The 19,323-nt window shown below is 62.8% G+C and carries 19 protein-coding genes; 12 read left to right on the top strand and 7 right to left on the bottom strand.

The genetic code is table 11. The annotated features are described in order from the left end of the window. The first annotated feature begins 784 nt into the window (after positions 1-784). The 3 genes from AC56LY_RS09740 (at position 785) to AC56LY_RS09730 (ending at position 3,263) form a co-directional block, all read left to right on the top strand. A complete protein-coding gene (locus AC56LY_RS09740) occupies positions 785-1,903 on the top strand; it encodes an NADH:flavin oxidoreductase (RefSeq protein ID WP_499578742.1) in 1,119 nt (372 codons plus the stop codon). Between the two features lie 483 nt (positions 1,904-2,386). Then, on the top strand, positions 2,387-2,794 hold the full coding sequence (locus tag AC56LY_RS09735) for a VOC family protein (RefSeq protein ID WP_499578740.1): 408 nt from the start codon (positions 2,387-2,389) through the stop codon (positions 2,792-2,794). A 34-nt stretch (positions 2,795-2,828) separates the two neighbouring features. Next, positions 2,829-3,263, top strand: coding sequence for a hypothetical protein (locus tag AC56LY_RS09730; protein WP_499578738.1), 435 nt, complete (start codon positions 2,829-2,831; stop codon positions 3,261-3,263). Between the two features lie 70 nt (positions 3,264-3,333). Here AC56LY_RS09730 and AC56LY_RS09725 read toward each other — a convergent pair whose 3' ends face one another. Continuing rightward, positions 3,334-4,062 (bottom strand): SDR family NAD(P)-dependent oxidoreductase, encoded by a 729-nt coding sequence (locus AC56LY_RS09725; protein WP_499578736.1) that lies wholly within the window; start codon positions 4,060-4,062, stop codon positions 3,334-3,336. A gap of 100 nt (positions 4,063-4,162) precedes the next feature. On the opposite strand from AC56LY_RS09725, the gene AC56LY_RS09720 reads away from it, so the two are divergent. From AC56LY_RS09720 to AC56LY_RS09710, 3 genes are all read left to right on the top strand, one after another. Then, positions 4,163-4,555, top strand: a complete 393-nt coding sequence (locus AC56LY_RS09720; RefSeq protein ID WP_499578734.1) for a winged helix-turn-helix transcriptional regulator — start codon at positions 4,163-4,165, stop codon at positions 4,553-4,555. 145 nt (positions 4,556-4,700) lie between these two features. After that, the gene (locus AC56LY_RS09715) at positions 4,701-5,060 is read left to right on the top strand and encodes a class I SAM-dependent methyltransferase (protein WP_499578733.1); all 360 of its coding nucleotides are present in this window, start codon (positions 4,701-4,703) and stop codon (positions 5,058-5,060) included. An 80-nt stretch (positions 5,061-5,140) separates the two neighbouring features. Then, a complete protein-coding gene (locus AC56LY_RS09710; protein WP_499578730.1) occupies positions 5,141-5,257 on the top strand; it encodes a hypothetical protein in 117 nt (38 codons plus the stop codon). A 496-nt stretch (positions 5,258-5,753) separates the two neighbouring features. Here the strand turns inward: AC56LY_RS09710 and AC56LY_RS09705 are convergent, their stop codons facing one another. The 6 genes from AC56LY_RS09705 to AC56LY_RS09680 all read right to left on the bottom strand — a co-directional run bounded on the left by AC56LY_RS09705 (position 5,754) and on the right by AC56LY_RS09680 (position 13,646). Then, complete coding sequence (locus AC56LY_RS09705; RefSeq protein WP_499578728.1) at positions 5,754-6,050, bottom strand: hypothetical protein; 297 nt, start codon at positions 6,048-6,050, stop codon at positions 5,754-5,756. A 220-nt stretch (positions 6,051-6,270) separates the two neighbouring features. Further along, a complete protein-coding gene (gene proX / locus AC56LY_RS09700; RefSeq protein WP_499582006.1) occupies positions 6,271-7,275 on the bottom strand; it encodes a glycine betaine/L-proline ABC transporter substrate-binding protein ProX in 1,005 nt (334 codons plus the stop codon). Between the two features lie 57 nt (positions 7,276-7,332). Continuing rightward, positions 7,333-8,385, bottom strand: a complete 1,053-nt coding sequence (proW, locus tag AC56LY_RS09695) for a glycine betaine/L-proline ABC transporter permease ProW (protein WP_499578726.1) — start codon at positions 8,383-8,385, stop codon at positions 7,333-7,335. Beyond that, positions 8,382-9,617, bottom strand: a complete 1,236-nt coding sequence (proV, locus tag AC56LY_RS09690; RefSeq protein ID WP_499578724.1) for a glycine betaine/L-proline ABC transporter ATP-binding protein ProV — start codon at positions 9,615-9,617, stop codon at positions 8,382-8,384. The genes proW and proV overlap by 4 nt, the downstream gene beginning before the upstream one ends. Positions 9,618-10,064: 447 nt before the next feature. Further along, the gene (locus AC56LY_RS09685; protein ID WP_499578723.1) at positions 10,065-11,732 is read right to left on the bottom strand and encodes a sodium:solute symporter family transporter; all 1,668 of its coding nucleotides are present in this window, start codon (positions 11,730-11,732) and stop codon (positions 10,065-10,067) included. 21 nt (positions 11,733-11,753) lie between these two features. Continuing rightward, the gene (locus AC56LY_RS09680; protein ID WP_499578722.1) at positions 11,754-13,646 is read right to left on the bottom strand and encodes an NPCBM/NEW2 domain-containing protein; all 1,893 of its coding nucleotides are present in this window, start codon (positions 13,644-13,646) and stop codon (positions 11,754-11,756) included. Between the two features lie 9 nt (positions 13,647-13,655). On the opposite strand from AC56LY_RS09680, the gene AC56LY_RS09675 reads away from it, so the two are divergent. From AC56LY_RS09675 to agaR, 6 genes are all read left to right on the top strand, one after another. Further along, positions 13,656-13,961 carry a hypothetical protein gene (locus AC56LY_RS09675; protein ID WP_499578720.1) on the top strand — a complete coding sequence of 102 codons (306 nt, stop codon included), beginning with the start codon at positions 13,656-13,658 and terminating at the stop codon, positions 13,959-13,961. A gap of 82 nt (positions 13,962-14,043) precedes the next feature. Next, complete coding sequence (locus AC56LY_RS09670; RefSeq protein WP_499578718.1) at positions 14,044-15,015, top strand: EamA family transporter; 972 nt, start codon at positions 14,044-14,046, stop codon at positions 15,013-15,015. 3 nt (positions 15,016-15,018) lie between these two features. Beyond that, positions 15,019-16,329 carry a D-tagatose-bisphosphate aldolase, class II, non-catalytic subunit gene (locus AC56LY_RS09665; protein ID WP_499578717.1) on the top strand — a complete coding sequence of 437 codons (1,311 nt, stop codon included), beginning with the start codon at positions 15,019-15,021 and terminating at the stop codon, positions 16,327-16,329. Further along, positions 16,323-17,507 (top strand): SIS domain-containing protein, encoded by a 1,185-nt coding sequence (locus tag AC56LY_RS09660; RefSeq protein ID WP_499578715.1) that lies wholly within the window; start codon positions 16,323-16,325, stop codon positions 17,505-17,507. Before AC56LY_RS09665 ends, AC56LY_RS09660 begins: the two co-directional genes overlap by 7 nt. Next, positions 17,491-18,459, top strand: a complete 969-nt coding sequence (locus tag AC56LY_RS09655; RefSeq protein ID WP_499578712.1) for an N-acetylglucosamine kinase — start codon at positions 17,491-17,493, stop codon at positions 18,457-18,459. Before AC56LY_RS09660 ends, AC56LY_RS09655 begins: the two co-directional genes overlap by 17 nt. Before the next feature lie 78 nt (positions 18,460-18,537). Continuing rightward, on the top strand, positions 18,538-19,305 hold the full coding sequence (agaR, locus tag AC56LY_RS09650) for a transcriptional repressor AgaR (RefSeq protein WP_499578711.1): 768 nt from the start codon (positions 18,538-18,540) through the stop codon (positions 19,303-19,305). Positions 19,306-19,323: the final 18 nt, after the last annotated feature.

Genomic DNA, 19,323 nt, shown 5'->3' with positions numbered 1-19,323 from the left:
CTCGAATAGTCTAGGTGCAATCCTTGCAGCGGACGTAGAGCATGGCGGCCAATTTGCCGGGATCACGCTCGCCATCGACGATAGCGCGGATGATCCGCCGGCTGGTAACGCTAGCGAATCGTAGCAATCACGTGACGCAGCTGGATGTTCATACACGTAAGCGCCTTGTGCATGTGCTGAATACAGGCGGCGGTGGAATCGGTATGCCGCTCGCGTGCACGCAGGGTACTCCGTCGGTCCTGCGATATCTCGACCAGGGCGGAAACTGGACGTAGCAGCCCGCACGCATGTAGTTGCTGCAGCCGTTGTGCGTCGTCGACATCGCTCTACTTTGCAGGGATGGCGCGTGCTCCCGGGGCAGTGGCCAGCATCACATCGAGGCCGCGCGACTCCGGCGCATAAAGGTGGCGACCCAGCAGATGTCTGTTGATTCCAGCACCACCGTCTAGGTGCCGGTTCCAACGAGGCAATCGACCATCCTTTCCAGATCACTGTAAAAGCTTGGAGCGTCTGCACTGCGTCCTCGTACAGATCTGGACTAACAGCGGCGCCATGGAGCCGCGAACCGATATTGTTGTCGGTAGCAAGTACGAAGTCGCTGCTGGCGAGCCTGACAGACGTTCGCCGCGTTGTTCTCGCTTGCCATGAATCACCATCAGCTTCCATCTCCCTACTGAGATACGTTCTAGGGCATGCAGTTTCCTTGCATATATCTAGCAACCGAAAAGTGCGTTATTGCAAACTTAGTTGCTTCTATTTACCATCAAGTCTTTCAACGGAGTCAATGATGACCAATACCGATGTCTTGTTTCGTCCATGCCGTATCGCCGGCTTGGAGCTGGCGAATCGTATCGTCATGGCACCCATGACCCGCAGCTTTGCCGTGGATGGAATCCCCGGCGCTGCGCATGCCGCTTACTATCGCCGTCGGGCGCAGGGTGGGGTAGGCCTTATCCTTTCTGAGGGTACCGTCATTGACCGGCCAGCTTCGCGGAACGACCCGGGCGTCCCGTTCTTCCATGGCGACGCAGCGCTTCAGGGTTGGAAGGGCGTGATCGATGCGGTTCATGATGGCGGTGGCATGATGGGCCCGCAGCTTTGGCACACCGGAGCGCTCAAGAGCTTTCTGACGGAGTGGGTGCCGGACTCGCCAGTCGAAAGCCCGTCTGGATTGGAGGCACCGGGCGTCGAGCGCGGCGTCGCCATGAGCGATGGCGCCATTGCCGACACGATCGCCGCCTTTGCTCGCGCAGCCAGCGACGCGAAGCGTCTCGGCTTCGACACCATTGAGCTGCACGGGGCGCACGGTTACTTGTTCGATCAGTTCTTCTGGGCCGCCACCAACCGGCGCGCTGACCGCTACGGCGGTGCCACGCTCGGCGAACGCTCCCGCTTTGCCGCAGAGGTCGTCGCGGCAGTCCGGGCGAGCGTCGGCCCCGACTTCCCGATCATCATGCGTCTGAGTCAGTGGAAAGTACAGGATTTTTCCGTGCGGCTCGCGGAGACCCCCGATCTCATGGCCGACTGGCTGATGCCTTTGGTAGAGGCCGGTGTTGACGTACTGCACTGCTCGCAGCGTCGATTCTGGGAGCCCGAGTTCCCCTACATTGATGGCGAGCACGGCTTGAATTTCGCCGGCTGGGCCAAGAAGCTCACTGGCGCGGCAACGATCAGCGTAGGATCTGTTGGCCTTGCGGACGACTTCATGGGCGCATTCAGCGGCGAAGGCTCGACTACTGCCAAACTGGACAATCTCGTGGAGCGGATGGAACGTGACGAGTTCGACCTGATCGCCGTTGGCCGCGCATTGATCGCCGATCCGGCATGGACAGAGAACGTGAGGACCGGCAACATTAGCGCCTTAAAGGGCTTTGACGCAACCGCGCTAACAGAGCTAGTGTAGGAATTTGGAGCGCTGTTCGCAATGACAAGCAAGGCATACTGAAACTCGGAACAATCAAGCTTCAGCCCCAAAGATCGGAGGCCTGGATGGCGACGCAGTTCATGATCAGGCTGCTCCGCGCGAGGCATCGTGCGTTCACCCGTGCCCCCATTTAGCGTCGATCCGACCAGACGGTGCTGGTGATGCCACTCATCTGTTGTCGAGGAGGCCGATAAGCCACCTTTCGGACCTGTCGAACGAGGCTTCCCTTGGCGGGTTGCGCCGAGCAATGGTCGGCCCGGCGCCTTGACTAGTCGGGTCGTTTGGTCCCAGTCGGCGCGAGCTGCTTGGCCTCGACCTGCTAGTAGTACTCGCAAGCGGCGTGCGGGCCCTCGCTGGCCCCCATCCGGCGGATGGGCAATCTCTTTTTTTACGAAATCGCTCAGTGTTTCAACGACAAGCCAGCAGTCTTCTCACCCTTCACCAACAACAAAAAGCACCTTTATGATCCTCAAAACTTACACGCGCATCTTCACCACGGATCTCGAGTCCACCGTGGCAACGCTAAAGGCAGTTCACGGCACGGAGCCGCATCTCCAGCTTAACTACAATCCCTTGACTCTCGTCGGTATTGGCGACGTGCTCGTGATCGCCGGAACGGACGAAGCGCTCGATCCGATCCGCGGCAGCTTGGGTCCCTGGATCGTAGATGACATTGATGACGCAAAGCGCAAGCTACTCGAGAACGGCTCATCCGTGATACGCGACATCAAAGACACCCCGACCGGACGAATGATGTACATGATGCATGCGGACGGCAGCGTGGTCGAGTACGTGCAGTGGTTGCCCGAGTTGGTCGAGCAGCACATTTTCGGACCGCTGCGCGCCCGGATGCTGTCCTCGCAGATCTGACCGGAAATAAAAACGCTATCCGCAGGTGCGTGGCATGACTGCGTTGTCGATGCATCTTGTTCACAGCCGTTCATCTGGTCAGTACGGCACGAACGAAATGCCGTATGCCAAACAACTGATCGACGCAGTACCCGCTCTGCGCTCAAAAGCCATCGGCGGCGTGTGCCAGGAAATTTCGGGAACCTTGATCGCCTATAACTCGATGCGGCTGGAAATCGCCAAAGCCGCCTTGGTCGTCAAAATCCGTACCGATCGAAGTGAGCGTCATCCGCACCTTCCATTGATGCAGTTTTCACTTCACTGGGCGGCCGCTAGCTGGTCGTACAGCAAATTGCCCGCCTCGATTGAACATCTGCGTGAAAGGCGAGTTAGCCTCCTGAATGACGAACGACCCGATCGAAAATTCGAGTGGGCCGTCAAGGTAAAACCTCAGCGCTGTGCCAGGCGCATTCTACGAAAACCTGCTTAAGTGAACGTCATCACGCATACTGGTGGCCTGTGCGCATACTGCAAGGCAGCCAAACATCAAGCCTGAAGCCTCAAGCAGTCATACCGCCATCAATCACCAGCTCGGCCCCGCCGACATAGCGGCTGTCGTCACTGGCCAAAAACAGCGCCGCGTCCGCGATTTCGTCGGGACGGCCCAGGCGTTTAAAGGGAATCTGATTTCCCATCGACGTTTTTACTTCATCGCTCGCCTTGTCGAGCATGGGCGTATCGGTTGGTCCCGGACTCAAGGTGTTTACCCGGATTCCGCGTGGCGCCAGTTCGCGCGTCCACGTGCGAGCGTAGGAGCGTACCGCCGCCTTGGTGGCGGAATACGTCCCGTAGCCGGGATTGCCGATCGATCCGGCAATCGAGCCCACGAGCACGATGGTGCTTCCCGTGCTCATCCGGCGCAGGGCGTGCTGCACGGTAAAGACCATGGCGCTGACGTTCAGGGCGAAGGCGGCATTCACGTGTTCCTGCGTCGTTTCTTCCAGGGTGGCGTACTCGGCAATGCCGGAAGAGGTGACGAGGATGTCGAGCTTTCGACCGGTCTTATCGATCGTCGCGAATAGCCGTTCCAGGTCAGCGGCGCGGGTAACGTCGCCCTGTATGGCCGTCACCCGCGCGCCGATGGCGACAGTAGCCTCGTCAAGTTGACTCTGGCGGCGACCGGTGATGAAGACCTGGGCTCCCTCCTGTACAAAGCGACGTGCGATCGCCAGTCCAATGCCGCTGCTGCCACCTGTGACCAAGGCCGTTTTTCCCTCGAGTTTTAACATGGATTTCTTTCAATATGATTGGAGATTTGGATGGTACACTTCGTATATTTAGTGTCAATTACGCACTAGATATAGCTTAGATATACGAAAGGAAACCGCCATGGCGCAAACAGTTGTGCAAACAGTCGGGCAGACACTCGACACCGTACTGGCGCAAATCAACGGCACGAAGCCGGTGCTGGAGCAAATCGCCAACAAATGGTCGGTGCTGATCTTGGCTGTGCTGTGCACGCAACCAACGCGCTTCAATGCCATCAAACGGAGCCTCGATCCCATCACGCACAAGGCGCTGACGGAGGCGCTGCGCCGATTGGAAAGGAACGGACTGGTCCACCGGGAGGTCATTGCGAGTTCGCCGGTAGCGGTTCAATATTCGATCACGCCGCTTGGGCGCAGCTTGCAGGAACCATTTACTGCGCTGATCGCGTGGGCGAAAGAACACGGGCAAACGCTGGAGGCGGCCCGTTCCGCTGCCGATGCTCGCACTCAGTAGGGCTAAGCCAAAGCTGCCCCTGCCGGGCCTTTCAGATGTCGTTAGGTATAAGGGCTCGCTTTTCCAATCCGGCCGGGCTCGCATTCCACGCCGGTTTCACCTTAGACACAGTTAATCCGATCTGCTGGGCTGCCTGGCGGGTCTGATGCTGCTTTCATCCGCGGCTGTCGATGTCGCGGCACAGGCGGCCGCCGATACCCGCTATGAACGCGTCATATCCAGCCCGGATGGCATTGGCAAGCGCTACATGGGCCGCGAGATCTCCGGCGTGATGGGGTGGGAGGGCGCGCAATGGCTCGAGCGCGAAAGCCTCGCACGCGAGGAGCGGCCGGATTTGCTTTTGCGGGAATTGGCGCTTGCGCGCGGCATGACGGTAGCTGACATCGGCGCCGGAACCGGCTACCAAACCTGGCAGTTGGCCAGACAGATCGGGCCAGGCGGACGTGTGTATGCAGTTGACGTGCAGCCGAAAATGATCGACATGCTCGACACACAGATGGCATAGCGCTGCGTGCGCAACGTGGTCCCGGCGCTGCCAGCGAAACCACCGTCAAACTGCTGCCGGCCAGTGTCGATCTGGCGATCGTGGTCGATGTCTATCACGAGCTCGCCTATCCCTCGGGAGTGCTCGACAGCATCGTCGGCGCCTTGAAGCCGGGCGGGCGCGTCGTCTTCGTCGAATATCGCGTCGACATAAGATAAGCGAGCTGCAGACACGGCATAAAGCCACGGCGCATGGCCTGAAAAGGGAACGCAGCGATCGTATCGCTGCTGATCCAGCATGCGATCGTGTTTCGGAAGCCATGAGTGCAGATTTCTTGCCGTCGCTATCGATGATAGCGGTCTGAGGACAAACGTGGCATAGGGGTATAAAGGCATAGGGGCATCGGCCATGTCTGACGCGTACTGCTCAACTGGGGGCAGGAGCAGCAATTGCGCGCGGTACATGATAGATCGTCAATCTAAAAACGATTTATACTGTTTACACTATGATGAAGGGCCACGTGAGCTTGCAATCGTCGGTTTCACTGCAGGTACTAGCCATAGAAAAGTAACTAACCAACATTACGAACGTGGAATTCAGAAAACTTTGGCGCCAACAATTGTAGTACGCATCAGCCAATCAAACAGGCGTGCAGCGACGGGGAGCACCGCCGATAACCAACTTCGCAGGACGCTGGCACTGTTCAGCGCGCTGTCAGAAATAGATGCGTTGCCGGAGATCAACCTGCGCTGGCAGCACGAACGTGCGCGATGCATCAGATACCTGGCAGCCGGTGTTCGTATAGCCTCCAGTCGGCTGTCGGTCTCGGCCCGCGAAGGTATCGAAACGGGCCGACAGTGTGACCACGCGATCCGTGCAGCGTATCGCTTCGTTGTCACCGATGCCGGACCGGGTCCGGGCCGGAACCTCACTGCCATTGGCGACATCGGCAAACTGGGCAGTCGTGCAGGTCGCATGGGCATTGAGGCTGAGGTTTGCGATGTTTGGCAAGTCCCGTTTGTCGCGCGGGCCCGCTGCAGGTGTCGCAGCCGCGGCACGTCGGCGACCAAGGTGGTCAGGCGCTGAGTTGCAGTGAACCTGGCTCGAGATTGCTCGCAGTCCGGTCTCGATCACGGGCCTTTACCGAATGTTCAGGCACGGCCAGACTGCCGCCGTTAGGGCAATCGCGGACACCGCGTCCTGGCGGAACTGCGCCGTAACCGCGGAATCGTCACGGCGCCGCTGCCGCCCGCGCCTGCGCAATCCAGCCATCAAATTCCTTCTGATGAAACTTGATCCACCCCGACACATGGCGCGCAATATCGGCCTGGGAATTCTCACCGCTACGCATCCGCGCATTCTGCGCATCGATATCGGCGATCGGCAGGCGCATCACCTGGAACAGCTTCACGGCTGCCGGGTTCTTCCCGGCCCAGGCACGGTTCACGACAAAGCGCGTCGTGTTGATGGCAAAGCCGTAGTCGCTGCCATCGGGCAGGCGTGTATCGGGCTTGCCCGGATACGCCGTCTTCGGCGCCTGCAGCCACACGACATCCTTGCCCGGAATCATGACGCCGTTGACCCAGTAAGGCGTCCAGGCGTAATACAGGATCGGCGAGCCGCGCTTGAAGCGGCCGATGGTATCGGCGATCAGTGCGGAGTAATTGCCCTGCACATGCGTGACGGTGCTGCGCAGCTTGAAGCCGTCCATATGCTGCTCGATCATCGCTTCGCAGCCCCAGCCCGGATTGCACCCGGCCATGTCCGCCTTGCCATCGCCGTCGTTGTCAAACAGCTTGGCCAGGCGCGGTTCGCGCAGTTGGCCGATATTGGTGATGCCGTATTTGTCGGCGGTGGCCTTGTCGATCAGGTAGCCCTGGGCGGCTGGCCCGGCGTACTCGCCCATGCGCAGCAGCTTGGCGTCGCCACCGGCGTTGTCATAGAAATCCTTGTGCAAGGGATCCCAGTGCACCGCCAGGAACGTGGCGTCGCCATTGGCAATGGCGATGTGGGCGGTGGGGTATTCCACTTCCTTGATCGGTTGCGGTGCGTAGCCCAGCGCTGCCAGCGCGCGGTCGACCAGCATGGTCTGGAACGTCTCTTCGGCAACCGGGCTTTGCAGCGCTTGCACCTTGATCCCCTTGCCGGGAAGGGTGTCTGCCGGCGTTTGCGCCATGGCCAGGTGGGTAGTCAGCGCCAGGGCGCCAAGCGCGATGGTGGCGATCCAGCGAAACATGCGTCGTGACTGGTGTTTGATCGTAAATTTTTTCATGCGATGCATTCGTGTTCCTTTTTATGATGGTTGCTTGCCGCGCGTCAGGCGCAGGATGAGGCCGGCCGGGCCAGTCTGGTACCAGTGGCGTACGCCACGGCGCGGCTGTCCCATCGATTGCGTCAAGCGGTCCAGCGTAATTGCCAGCAGCACGATGCCCAGGCCGCCCACGGTTGCCAGACCCATGTCCAGGCGGCCGATGCCGCGCAGGACCATCTGGCCCAGGCCGCCGACGGCAATCATCGAAGCGATCACGACCATCGACAGCGACAGCATCAGCGACTGGTTGATGCCGGCCATGATCGACGGCATCGCCAGCGGAAACTGGACGCGACTCAGCAACTGCCACGGCGAGGCGCCGTAGGCGCGCGCCGCCTCGATCAGGTCGGGCCGCACCTGGCGAATGCCGAGATTGGTCAGGCGTACCAGCGGCGGCAGGGCAAAGATGATGGTCACGATCACGCCCGGCGCGTTACCGATACCAAACAGCATCACCACCGGCACCAGATAGACAAAGGCCGGCGTGGTCTGCATGGCATCGAGCAGTGGCCGCAGGAGGTTCTGGGCGCGGTCGCTGCTGGCCAGGAAAATCCCCAGCGGCAAGCCGATCACCATGCAGAACGCGAGCGACGTCAGCACCAGCGACAGCGTGATCATGGCGTCGGACCAGATGCCCAGCATTGACACGATCAATAGCGCCACCACGGTGCCGATAGCCAGCGTCCGGGTGGTGAATTGCCAGGCCAGCACGCCGACGACGGCGATCACCGCGAGCGCTGGCGCAGCCAGCAGCAGCGCGCTGACAGTGTCGAGCGTGGCGTCGATCGGGGCGCGCACGATCTGGAAGAATGGGCGGAAATGTTCGACCACCCAGCCCAGTGCGTCGTTGATCCCGGACTGGAGCGACAGCGAGCCGTTCAGCAGCTCGGACAGCCCGACGCTCGCCTGCTCGGGCGAGGCGGCCGGCGCGGCGTCGAGCCAGGAGGTATCGCGCGGCGGCGTCGGCAGCCATGGATTGATCTGCTCAGCTTGTGGGGCGACCGGTTGGGTCGCGGTAGCGGTGCCGGGATTCATGCTTGTCCTTTCGGGTTGTCTGGTGCGGCGATGGGCGGCGTATCGCGGTCGAGGAACTTCAGCAGGGTGGTCTTGCTGATGGCCCCGCGGTACTTGCCGTCGCTCGTCACCACCGGCACGCCATACGGCATCTGCGCGACCTGGCCGAACAGGCCGGCGACTGGTTCATCGGCGTCGATGGTCGTGACATCGGGCAGGTAGGCGTGCGCCAGGCCCAGTGGGCCGACGTGACCGTCGAGCGCGCTGCGCAGCGAGTCGGCCGAGACCACGCCCAGGAATTTCTGCTGCGGGTCGACCACGTAGGCGTAGGCCCGATCCTGTTCTTCCAGCATCGACAGCGCAGCGCGCGAACCGCGCGCAGGCGACTCCGACACCACGATCTGGCTTTTACGGGCGATATCGCCGGCCTTGAACACGGCCGCGGCATCGACGCCGCGCACGAAGTTGCGCACGTACTCGTTGGCAGGCTGGCGCAGGATGTCTTCGGGCGTGCCCACTTGCACGACATGCCCGTCCTTCATGATGGCGACCCGGTCGCCGATGCGCATGGCTTCGTCGAGATCGTGCGAGATGAACACGATGGTGCGGCGCTTGATCTGCTGCAGTCGCAGCAGCTCCGATTGCATCTCGGTGCGCATGATCGGATCGAGCGCCGAAAACGCCTCGTCCATCAGCAGGATGGCGGGATCGCACGCCAGCGCGCGGGCCAGGCCCACGCGTTGCTGCATGCCGCCCGATAATTCGTCCGGATAGCTGGCGCCGTACCCGGCCAGGCCCACCTGGTCCAGCGCCTGCAAGGCCAGCGCATGGCGCTCGGCCTTCGGCGTGCCGGCCAGCTCCATGCCGAACGCCGTGTTGTCGAGCACGGTGAGTTGCGGCAGCAGCGCGAACGACTGGAACACCATGCTGATGTCCTTGCGGCGCAGCGCGCGCAACTGGGCATCGGGCAGGGTGTTGATGTCATTGCCGTCGATCAGGATGCGCCCGGCGGTTGGCTCGATCAGGCGATTGAGCATCCGCACCATGGTCGATTTGCCCGACCCGGACAAGCCCATGATGACGAAAATTTCGCCGGCTTCGATCGTGAAGCTGGCGTCGAACACGCCGATGGTGCAGGCAGTCTGGGCCAGGATATCCTGCTTGCTGGCGCCTTGGCGAACCAGGTCCAAGGCAGCTTCTGGCTTGTCGCCGAAGACTTTGAAGACCTGGTCGATGATGATTTGTTTTGCCACGGTGTGGTTCTCCCTCGATCTGTCGAATGAAATGGAATCGCCGCAGGCAACGAGGCCCGCGGCGGAGATCGCGACATGGTCGTGATGCAGACAGCGCGTGCCTGGCCTGTCGACGCGGCGACAATGCCAAAGGCGAGCCGGCGCTTGCGATGTGCGCAGTGCGTGCCGGGTGCTGTGTGCGTGTTAATGACGCTGAGTGTCGTTCAACCGCCATGCGGCGAACGTTGCTTGATGTGGGCGTATGGCCCAGAGTTCGATTCCCATGCACGGCATGGAAAACGATCGATAGCAGATGTGCTACCGGAGGTTTTGTTGTAAAAGGGCCGCAATTATAGCAGCAATAATGTCAAAGGACAATTGCTTTTTGCAGTAAAACATGGTTGCTAAACCAGTTGCAAGGGTTGGTGGACCGTCGTGCCCGGACTGGCGCGACGACGGCCCTTCAAACTACCAGCCCCCGTAAATCGCCACCAGCACGATAAAAATCACCACCGAACCAACCGCAAAGCCGCGATCCACGCGGAACATCGACCGGTCGATCACCATCTGCTTGTGGCTGCCATCGCGCTGCGCCGTCGTGCTCAACAAAACCATACCTATGACCACCATGACAAACACGATCAGCATCCGGTCAAGGAACGGGATCTCATATACACCAGCGCCGTTATTGATCGCAAAACCGATCGGCGCCAGAAATCCCAGATCCATCAATAGCGGCAAGAACTTGAGAAACACTGAAAACACCAGACCGCCAATCGTGGCAAACATGGCCGCCGCAGCGGTGGTCTTGCGCCAGTAAAAGCCCAGCAAAAACATCGCCAGGATGCCGGGCGAAACGAAGCCGGTGTATTCCTGGATGTACTGGAAGCCGCCTTTTTTGTCGATCCCCAGCAAGGGTGCGAGCAGCACGGCGATGGCCATTGCCGCCACCACCGAGATCCGGCCGATCCAGACCATGCGCTGCTCGCTGGCCCCGCGGTTGACGTGCTTGTTGTAGACGTCGAGCGTGAAGATCGTCGCCACGCTATTGGCCTTGCCGGCCAGCGACGCGACGACCGCCGCAACGAGGGCAGCGAACGCCAGGCCCTTGAGCCCGGCCGGCAGCAGGGCCAGCAGGGTAGGATAAGCCCGGTCCGGATTGAGTTCGCCACCGGGCCGCATCGCGTCGCCAAGTGTGCCGGACTTGTCGAGCGCGTAGGCCGCAATGCCGGGCAAGACCACGATCACCGGCATCAGCAGCTTGAGGAAGGCCGCGAACAGCAGGCCCTTGCGCGCCGTGTGCAGGTTGGCGCCCAGGGCGCGCTGGACGATGTACTGGTTGCAGCCCCAGTAGTTGAGGTTCACGATCAGCATGCCACCGATGATGGTCGACATGCCAGGCAGGTCCATGTAGTTGGGATCGTCGCGCGTGAGCACCATATTGAAATGCTCGCCGGCGCGCAGGTACAGCTCGCTCAGACCCCGCACCGCACCCTGACCACCGGCCAGCGCCGCCACCAGGTCGAGTGCAATCCAGGTCGTAACGAGCCCGCCGATTACCAGGCACAGCACCTGGATCACGTCGGTGTAGCCGATCACTTTCATGCCGCCCAGCGTGATCACGGTGGCAAACACGGCCAGGAACAGCATGCAGGCCAGCACGTTCAGCCCGGCGATGCTGCTGATCGCCAGCGCGCCCAGGTACAGGATGGCAGTAAGGTTGACCACCACATACAGGCCAAGCCAGAACACCGCCATCGTTGCCGCCACCGCCGGGCCGTAGCGCTGCTCGAGAAATTGCGGCATCGTATAGATGCGGTTCTTCAGGTAGATCGGCATGAAGAACACGGCAACGATGACCAGGGTTGCTGCGGACATCAGCTCATACACCGCGATCGCCATCCCGATACGAAAGCCCGCCCCGCTCATGCCGATGAACTGCTCGGCCGAGATGTTCGATGCGATCAGCGAGGCGCCGATGGCCCACCACGTGAGCGACCCTTCGGCCAGAAAGAAGTCATGGGTGGCCTTGCCGGACGAGCGTTTCTTGCTCCAGTAGATCCAGATGCCGTAGGCGGAAATGACCACGAAGTAGATGAGGAAGACGAGGGTATCGAGGCTGGTGAATGAGGTCATGATGGTGTCGTGTCCCGGCACTCAGATGCGGTCGCTGCCCGACGTTCGCGAGCCCGGCACAGCGGCACCAGCCTGCGTCAGCTGCACATCCCCCCAGGTCGCCACGACAGGCACCGCGTTGCCGGTCCTGGCGTCCCGCACCACCAGTTCAATGACTTTCACGCCGCGCACATCGGCGGTCAGTGCCTGGACTTTCGATCCGAACCGTGCCGGCGCACTTTCCGCCAGCAGTTTTCCATCGCCATACACGTAAAAGCGCACCAGCTCCTTGGTGTTTTCAGTCGAATCATCCACGCCAACCGATGCAGTCAAGCGCGCGTAGCCGGCATCGTTCTTCACTTGAAGGCGCGAATTGGACAGCACGCCAAGCCCAGACGTAAACACTTGTCCGGCCACCTGCAGGCTCTGCCCAAACGGCGTTGCATCCGGCTGCGCGCCGCCCCAGCCCGCATACTGGGGCCGCGAGCCACCGGAGCGGGTACTCGACCACGGGTCGATCATGCGATGGACGGTCGGATCGAGTTGCGGCTGGCGCGTCCCGTCGACGGCGACATTGATCGACCCGGGGATCTCCGACAGATACACACCGTGTTCCAGCTGGCGCTTGCCGTGTGCTTCGAACACGAGCGTCTCGTGCGGCGCGAGCGTGAAGGCCTTCTCGCCGGTGAAGGTCAAGGTTTCCTTCGTCCACAGATTGCGCAGCGTGACCGGGGCGCCATCCGCCAGTTTCAAGTGCATCGCCAGCAGCGTCACCGGTGCGGGCGCCGCGCCGCGGTTGAATAGTGCCACTGCCTTGCGCTGCCCGTCACCCAGCGTCTTGACGATGATCTGCGCATCGTCCGAATCGTAGGCGACGATGCCCTGGTGGCCGGCCTTGTCCTGGTTCAGACGAATCACGTCCGCATTGCCAAGCACGGCGAGTAGCGACGCCGGACCATGCTGCAAGTCATAGCTGATCAGCAAGGGCGCATTGATCATCGCCCACAGCGAAAAATGCGAGCGCACTTCGACCGGGTTGCTGGCATCGAATTCGCCATGGCCGATGTGCAGAATATCTGGATCGTTCCAGTGGCCGGGGCCTGCGTACAGCGCACGTTTGGCCGCGCTGTCGAAGTTGTGCAGCATGCTGGTCCAGCTCGGCGTGATGTCGGCGCTGGTGCGCCACAGGTTGCCGACATCCTTGCCCCAGCTGCGCACGTTCGCCATGCCCCAGGCGCAGATCGACATCACGTAATCACCTAGCGGGCGCGCCGCCTTGATTGCCGCAGCAACGGTTTCGTAGCGGGCACGCACGGCGCCGATATCCGTGCGGTTGATCGACCCGCGTTCGATCAGCGGGGCCATGCCGCGATAGCTCTGCTTCTTGACCAGGTCCGAGCCCGGTATGAAGTCGGCCAGTCCACAGGCGTCGATCTTCAGGTAGTCGAAGCCCCACTCCTTGAAGTACAGGTTGATGTCCTGCGTGACGTGGCCGTCCAGGCCCACTTCGCGTTCGGCCGTCGTGCCCTGGGGCAGATTGGGCGAATGCAGGTCGTAGGCCTGTGAGCAGGCATTGCGCCCGACATCGGTGTAGATGCCCGCCTTGAAGCCCATTGCGTGCAACTTGTCGGTAAACGGCTTGAAGCTGGTGCCGTCCGGCCCACCGGTAGCGGCAGAAGGAAAGATGCCGGTGCGGATCTGCAGGCGGCCATCGCTGGTGCGGCGTTTCATCCACCAGCCATCGTCGAGAATGACATGGTTGTACCCGAGCTTTGCAAGACCGCTGTCGGCAAGCACCTGCGCCGCGCCCATCACCTTGCCTTCGTCGACTTCCGTGCGAAACGCATTCCAGCTGTTCCAGCCCATCGGCGGCGTGCTGGCGCTGCCACTCGTATTGCCTTCCCAGCGGCCTGCCGGGGCCAGGGGATCGTCCAAAGACTTTGCATGAACCTGCGTCACCGACAAGGCCAGGGCAGCAGCCAGGCTGCCGCACACAACGGTCCAGGGTTTGGGTTCACGTGGTTCAGTCCAGCGATGGTTCATGCAAATCTCCTGACGATGAATTTGTCTGCGGGCGGAAAAAGGTCGGGCGGCACATGCATCCGTTGTCCTGATGGTAATCGAAAGTATTCGAAAATAAAAGGCGCGATTTTGCACATCAAAACACGCGAAAGCGAAAATATTTGGAAAGACTTTGCTTTTCGTTTGGCACTTCTTTACTATCGCATGGGTGGCAACGAAAACGTTTGAAACTAACGCACCTGGCGAAGAGGATTCGGATGAAAAGCACATCGAGCGATGGCGTTGAGTACGGCATGGCCGGGCTGGCAGCATGGGTGGTACTGTGAATTCGGCAGACACCCTGGAAAAGAGGACGCTGTCTGCACAGGGCACCGCTGGTGCTGGCAGGCCGCGCTGGCTCGGCTACGCGCTGGCAACGGCGCTGCTGTGGGGCGTGTGGGGCGCTTTCGCCGGCCTGCCCACCCAGAATGGCTTCCCTGAAACGCTGGTGTATGTGGTGTGGGCGCTGACGATGGTGCCGCCGGCGCTGTTCGTGCTGGCGCGCTCCGGCTGGCGCGTGCGCCGCGACCGCACTGCCGTGGGCTACGGGCTGGCCATTGGCCTGTTGGGCGCGGGTGGCCAGATGGTGCTGTTCTATGCAGTCAAGGCAGGCCCGGCTTACCTGATTTTCCCGCTGATTTCGCTCTCGCCCGTCATCACGATCGTGCTCTCGCTGCTGTTCCTGCATGAGCGAACGGGCCGCATGGGCGTCGTCGGCATCGTGCTGGCCGTGTGCGCACTGCCGCTGTTCGACTTCAACCCGGGTGGCGCGCCGCAGCAGTACGGGCTGTGGTTCGTGCTGGCGATCGGCGTGCTGGTCGCATGGGGCCTGCAGGCGTACTTCATCAAGCTGGCCAATACGCGCATGGATGCCGAAAGCATCTTCTTCTATATGACCGCGAGCGCATTGCTGTGCATTCCGGTCGCGCTGGCGATGACCGATTTCTCGCAACCGATCAATTACGGGCCATCCGGGCCGCTGCTGGCCGCTGCCACCCAGTTGCTCAATGCCATCGGCGCACTGACGCTGGTGTACGCGTTCAGGCACGGCAAGGCGCTGACAGTGTCGCCGCTGGTCAATGCCGGCGCGCCGCTGTTGACCACCGTGATCGCGATGGCGCTGGCCGGCGCGGTGCCGGGCGGCTACCGGCTGGCCGGCATCGGCCTGGCGCTGGCGGCCGCGCTGTTTCTCGCGCTGCAGGCGGACGACGTCGCGCCTGCCGAATTAACCGAAGGAGCCTGACAAATGGACTACATGTTGAATCTGGTGCGCCGGCACAAGGCCGGCGAAGCCGTTGGGATCCACGCGGTGTGCTCGGCGCATCCGATCGTGCTCGAGGCGGCGATGGAAGTGACGCTGGCGGCGGGACCGGCGCAGCCGGTGCTGATCGAAGCCACGTCGAATCAGGTGAACCAGGATGGCGGCTACACCGGCATGACCCCGAGCGTGTTCCGTGATTTCGTCTACGCCATCGCCGACCGCGTCGGCCTGGCGCGCGAACGGGTGCTGCTGGGTGGCGACCACCTGGGTCCCAATGCCTGGCAAGGCGAACACGCGGATGCGGCCATGGCAAAGGCCGAGGTGCTGATCGAACAGTATGTGACGGCGGGCTTTCGCAAGATCCACCTGGATTGCTCGATGTCGTGCGTTGGCGACCCGGTGCCGCTGCAGGATGACGTGGTGGCCGCGCGGGCTGCGCGGCTGTGCGCCGTGGCCGAGCGGGCCTGGCAGGCCGCTGGCGGCGAAGCGCCCGTGTATGTGGTGGGCACCGAAGTGCCGGTGCCCGGCGGTGCGCACGAAGACCTGGCCGAACTGAGCGTCACGACGCCCGCTGCGGCGACGCAGACGATCGCGGCGCACCGCGCTGCGTTCGCTGCTGTCGGACTGGATGCGGCGTGGCCACGCGTGGTCGGCCTGGTGGTGCAGCCGGGTGTCGAATTCGACCACCACAAGGTGATCGACTTCCGGCCCGAGCGCGCCATGGATCTAGGCCGGATGATCGAAGACGTGCCCACGCTGGTCTACGAGGCCCATTCGACCGACTACCAGACGGCGGCCAACCTGGCGGCGCTCGTTGCCGGCCATTTTGCCATTCTCAAGGTGGGCCCTGGCGCGACGTTCGCGCTGCGTGAAACGCTGTGGGCGCTGGCCGATATCGAGGCCGCGATGGCGGGCGATGGCAAGGGCTCCGGGTTCAAGGACACGGTGCTGGAGGTGATGCGTGCCGAGCCGGCGCAGTGGCAAAAGTACTACGACAACGAGCCGCGCCGCGCCCGCTTCGACCAGCAATACAGCCTGAGTGACAGGATTCGCTACTACTGGCCGCATCCGGCCATCCAGGCCGCGCAGGCGCGCCTGCTGGCCAGCCTGGAGCGCACGCCGCCGCCGCTCACGCTGCTGAGCCAGTACCTGCCGTTCCAGTATGACGCCGTGCGTGAAGGGCGGTTGAACAACCAGCCGGTCGATCTGCTCAAAGAGGGCGTGGCCAGAGTGCTGCGCCAATACATGGCGGCCTGCATGGCAGGCGCCGCAACGAAGGAGTTGGAAGCATGTTAGTCGCTGACAGGAATATTCTGGGCATTGGTACGGAGCGGCTCGATGCCGCCGGCGCCGGCTCGACCGCGCGAGAAATCGCGCAGCAACCGGCCATCTGGCCCGAGATCGAGGCACTGGTCACCGATCAGCGCAGCGCGCTCGACGCATTTCTCGGGCCCTTGCTCGCGCGGCCCGACCTGCGCATCGTGCTGACGGGCGCCGGCACCTCGGCCTTCATCGGCGAATGCCTGGCGCCGGCGTTGCTGGGTGGCGGCTGGCGCGCAGACGCCGTGCCCACCACCGACCTGGTCTCGGGCCCGCGCCAGTTCCTGCAGCCGAAGGTGCCGACGCTGCTGGTGTCGTTCGGTCGCTCGGGCAACAGTCCCGAAAGCGTGGCTGCCGTCGATCTGGCCGACGGGGTGGTGGACGAGATCTACCACCTGGTCATCACCTGCAATGCCGATGGTGCCTTGTGCCGGATGGCGCAGGGCCGCAACAATGCGTATGCAGTCCTGTTGCCGGACGCCACGCACGATCGTGGTTTCGCCATGACCACCAGTTTCACCTCGATGCTGCTGGCTGCGGCGGGCGCGTTCGGCGTGCTGGTGCCGGGCGCCACCGCCGGCCCGTCGTCTGCTGCTGCGCAGGTCCTGGCGTCGATGCTGCCGCTGCTGGACGGGTTGGTAGCCCAGAATTTTAGCCGCGTGGTCTACCTCGGCAGCAATGCGCTGCGCGGGCTGGCCCGTGAAGCGTCGCTCAAGCTGCTCGAACTGACCGACGGCCAGGTCGTCGCGCTGTTCGACTCGCCGCTGGGTTTTCGCCATGGACCGAAGACGGTCGTCAATGCCGACACGCTGGTCGTCGTGCTGTTGTCGAATGATCCCCGTGCCCGCCGCTATGACCTCGACCTGCTGCGCGAGCTGCGGAGTGATGGCCGGGCCGGCCGCGTGCTCGCGCTGAGCGGCCGCGACGAACCGGCACTGGGTGACGCCTGCATCACGCTGGACGGGGTCGGGCAAGCCCCGGACCTGGCGCTGGCACTGCCGTACATCGTGTTCTGCCAGGCCTTCGCGCTGCTGCAGTCGCTGGCGCTGGGCTTGCGTCCGGATACGCCGAGCGTGTCGGGCACCGTCAATCGCGTGGTGCAGGGCGTCACCATCTATCCACTGGCGGAGGACAGCGATGTTTCTCGGGGTTGACGGCGGCGGCACCAAGACGGCGTTCGCGCTGATCGACCGGCAGGGCCAGGTCCTGGCGCGCAATGAGCAGAGCAGCGCGTACTACCTCGAAGTCGGCATGGAGGGTGCGGCTGACGTGCTGGCGCGCGGTTGCGCCGGGTTGTTCGCGACCGCCGGCGTGACCGCGAGCGACGTCGCATTCGCGTTCTTCGGCTTGCCCGCGTACGGCGAAGACCGCGTCGTGCAACCGCAACTGGATGCGCTGCCGCGCGCCGTGCTGGGCCATGGGCGCTACCTGTGCGACAACGACATGGTGTGCAGCTGGGCCGGCTCGCTGGCCTGCGCCGACGGCATCAGCGTCATCGCCGGCACCGGCTCGATGGCCTATGGTCGCATCGGCGGGCAGGGTGCGCGTGCCGGCGGGTGGGGCGAGTTGTTCAGTGACGAAGGCTCGGCCTACTGGATCGCTCGGGCCGGACTCGCGCTGTTCTCGCGCATGAGCGACGGCCGCGCGCAGCGCGGGCCGCTGCATGGGTTGCTGCGCACCCGCCTGGCGCTGCAGGATGACCTCGACCTGTGCCAGGTCGTCTATGGTGAGCTCAAAGGAGAGCGCAGCAAGGTGGCCGCGCTGTCGCGTCTCGTCTCCGAAGCGGCGGCGCTGGGCGATGCGCAGGCAGCAGCGATCATCGAGTCGGCTGCGCTGGAGGTGGCCGCACTGGTCGACGCGGTGCGGGGCCAGCTCGGGGTCGATCCCGGCACCGAGGTCACGGTCTCGTATTCGGGCGGCCTCTTCGGTGTGGAAGGCCCGCTGCGCGCGCCGTTTGCGCGCGTGCTCGCGGCCAGCAGCGCTGGCGCCTACCGCTTGATGGCGCCGCGCCTGCCGCCCGTGCTCGGCGCCGCCGTGTATGCGGCGCACCAGGTGGGCATACCGCTGAACCCGGCAGCGCTCGACCGCCTGGCAGGCACGCAATGATGCGCCGTCAAGCAGATGGCGTGCCGGCGGTGCGCCAATCTGGTAAGCTGTTTTTTTATTAAATCTGCGTATCCAATCATGGGTCAAACCGGTCAGCGCCGCGACACCATTCTTAAAGCTCTTACCGAACAAGCCTCGGTCCAGGTCAGCGAACTCGTCAAGCAACTCAACGTGTCGGCGGTCACGATCCGCAGCGATCTGAGCGCGCTCGAGGCGCAGGGCCTGGCCATCCGCAGCCACGGCGGCGCCACGCTGGCACGCATGCCGCCGACCGAACACACGGTGTCGCAGAAAGACGCACTGAATCACGAGCAGAAAGAGCGCATCGGCGCGCTGGCTGCGCGCCTGGTCAAGCCGGGCGAGAACATCATCATCGATTCGGGCACCACAACGCTGTCGCTGGCACGCCACCTGCGCGACGTGCAGAACGTGACGGTGCTGACCAATGGCCTGAATATCGCCTGGGAGCTGGTCAACGCCGCGGGCGTCGACCTGATCCTGACTGGCGGCCTGCTGCGCAAGCAGGCGCTGTCGATCCAGGGCCTGCAGGCCGAAGCCTGCCTGCAGGCCTACAGTTTCGACAAGCTGTTCCTGGGCGTCGATGGCCTCGACCTGCAGTTCGGCGTGACGACCCACCACGAGGCGGAAGCAAGCCTGAACCACAAGATGGTCGAGCGCGCTCGAAAAGTCATCGTGCTCGCCGATTCCTCGAAGTTCGGCTTCATCAGCCTGCACCGTATCGTGCAGCTCGATCGTGTTCACACCGTCATCACCGACGGCGACATCAGCCCGCAATACCGGGATGGCCTGCGCGAGGCCGGCATCGAGCTGCTGATTGCCGATTAGGCCGGCCACGCGCCAATA

It is taken from the genome of Telluria sp. ZT3P25 (assembly GCF_059685895.1).
The sequence above is the reverse complement of the archived record's forward strand: the minus strand, read 5'-3'. Positions and strand labels throughout refer to the sequence as shown.

Coding starts and splice junctions, on each gene's coding strand:
- AC56LY_RS09740 (WP_499578742.1), top strand. CDS start 785: ATGATGACCAATACCGATGTCTTGTTTCGTCCATGCCGTATCGCCGGC.
- AC56LY_RS09685 (WP_499578723.1), bottom strand. CDS start 11,732: ATGACCTCATTCACCAGCCTCGATACCCTCGTCTTCCTCATCTACTTC.
- AC56LY_RS09675 (WP_499578720.1), top strand. CDS start 13,656: ATGAACCTGCGTCACCGACAAGGCCAGGGCAGCAGCCAGGCTGCCGCA.
- AC56LY_RS09715 (WP_499578733.1), top strand. CDS start 4,701: ATGCTGCTTTCATCCGCGGCTGTCGATGTCGCGGCACAGGCGGCCGCC.
- proW (WP_499578726.1), bottom strand. CDS start 8,385: ATGAATCCCGGCACCGCTACCGCGACCCAACCGGTCGCCCCACAAGCT.
- AC56LY_RS09730 (WP_499578738.1), top strand. CDS start 2,829: ATGACTGCGTTGTCGATGCATCTTGTTCACAGCCGTTCATCTGGTCAG.
- agaR (WP_499578711.1), top strand. CDS start 18,538: ATGGGTCAAACCGGTCAGCGCCGCGACACCATTCTTAAAGCTCTTACC.
- AC56LY_RS09665 (WP_499578717.1), top strand. CDS start 15,019: ATGGACTACATGTTGAATCTGGTGCGCCGGCACAAGGCCGGCGAAGCC.
- proX (WP_499582006.1), bottom strand. CDS start 7,275: ATGTTTCGCTGGATCGCCACCATCGCGCTTGGCGCCCTGGCGCTGACT.
- AC56LY_RS09720 (WP_499578734.1), top strand. CDS start 4,163: ATGGCGCAAACAGTTGTGCAAACAGTCGGGCAGACACTCGACACCGTA.
- AC56LY_RS09725 (WP_499578736.1), bottom strand. CDS start 4,062: ATGTTAAAACTCGAGGGAAAAACGGCCTTGGTCACAGGTGGCAGCAGC.
- AC56LY_RS09670 (WP_499578718.1), top strand. CDS start 14,044: ATGGGTGGTACTGTGAATTCGGCAGACACCCTGGAAAAGAGGACGCTG.
- AC56LY_RS09660 (WP_499578715.1), top strand. CDS start 16,323: ATGTTAGTCGCTGACAGGAATATTCTGGGCATTGGTACGGAGCGGCTC.
- AC56LY_RS09735 (WP_499578740.1), top strand. CDS start 2,387: ATGATCCTCAAAACTTACACGCGCATCTTCACCACGGATCTCGAGTCC.
- AC56LY_RS09655 (WP_499578712.1), top strand. CDS start 17,491: ATGTTTCTCGGGGTTGACGGCGGCGGCACCAAGACGGCGTTCGCGCTG.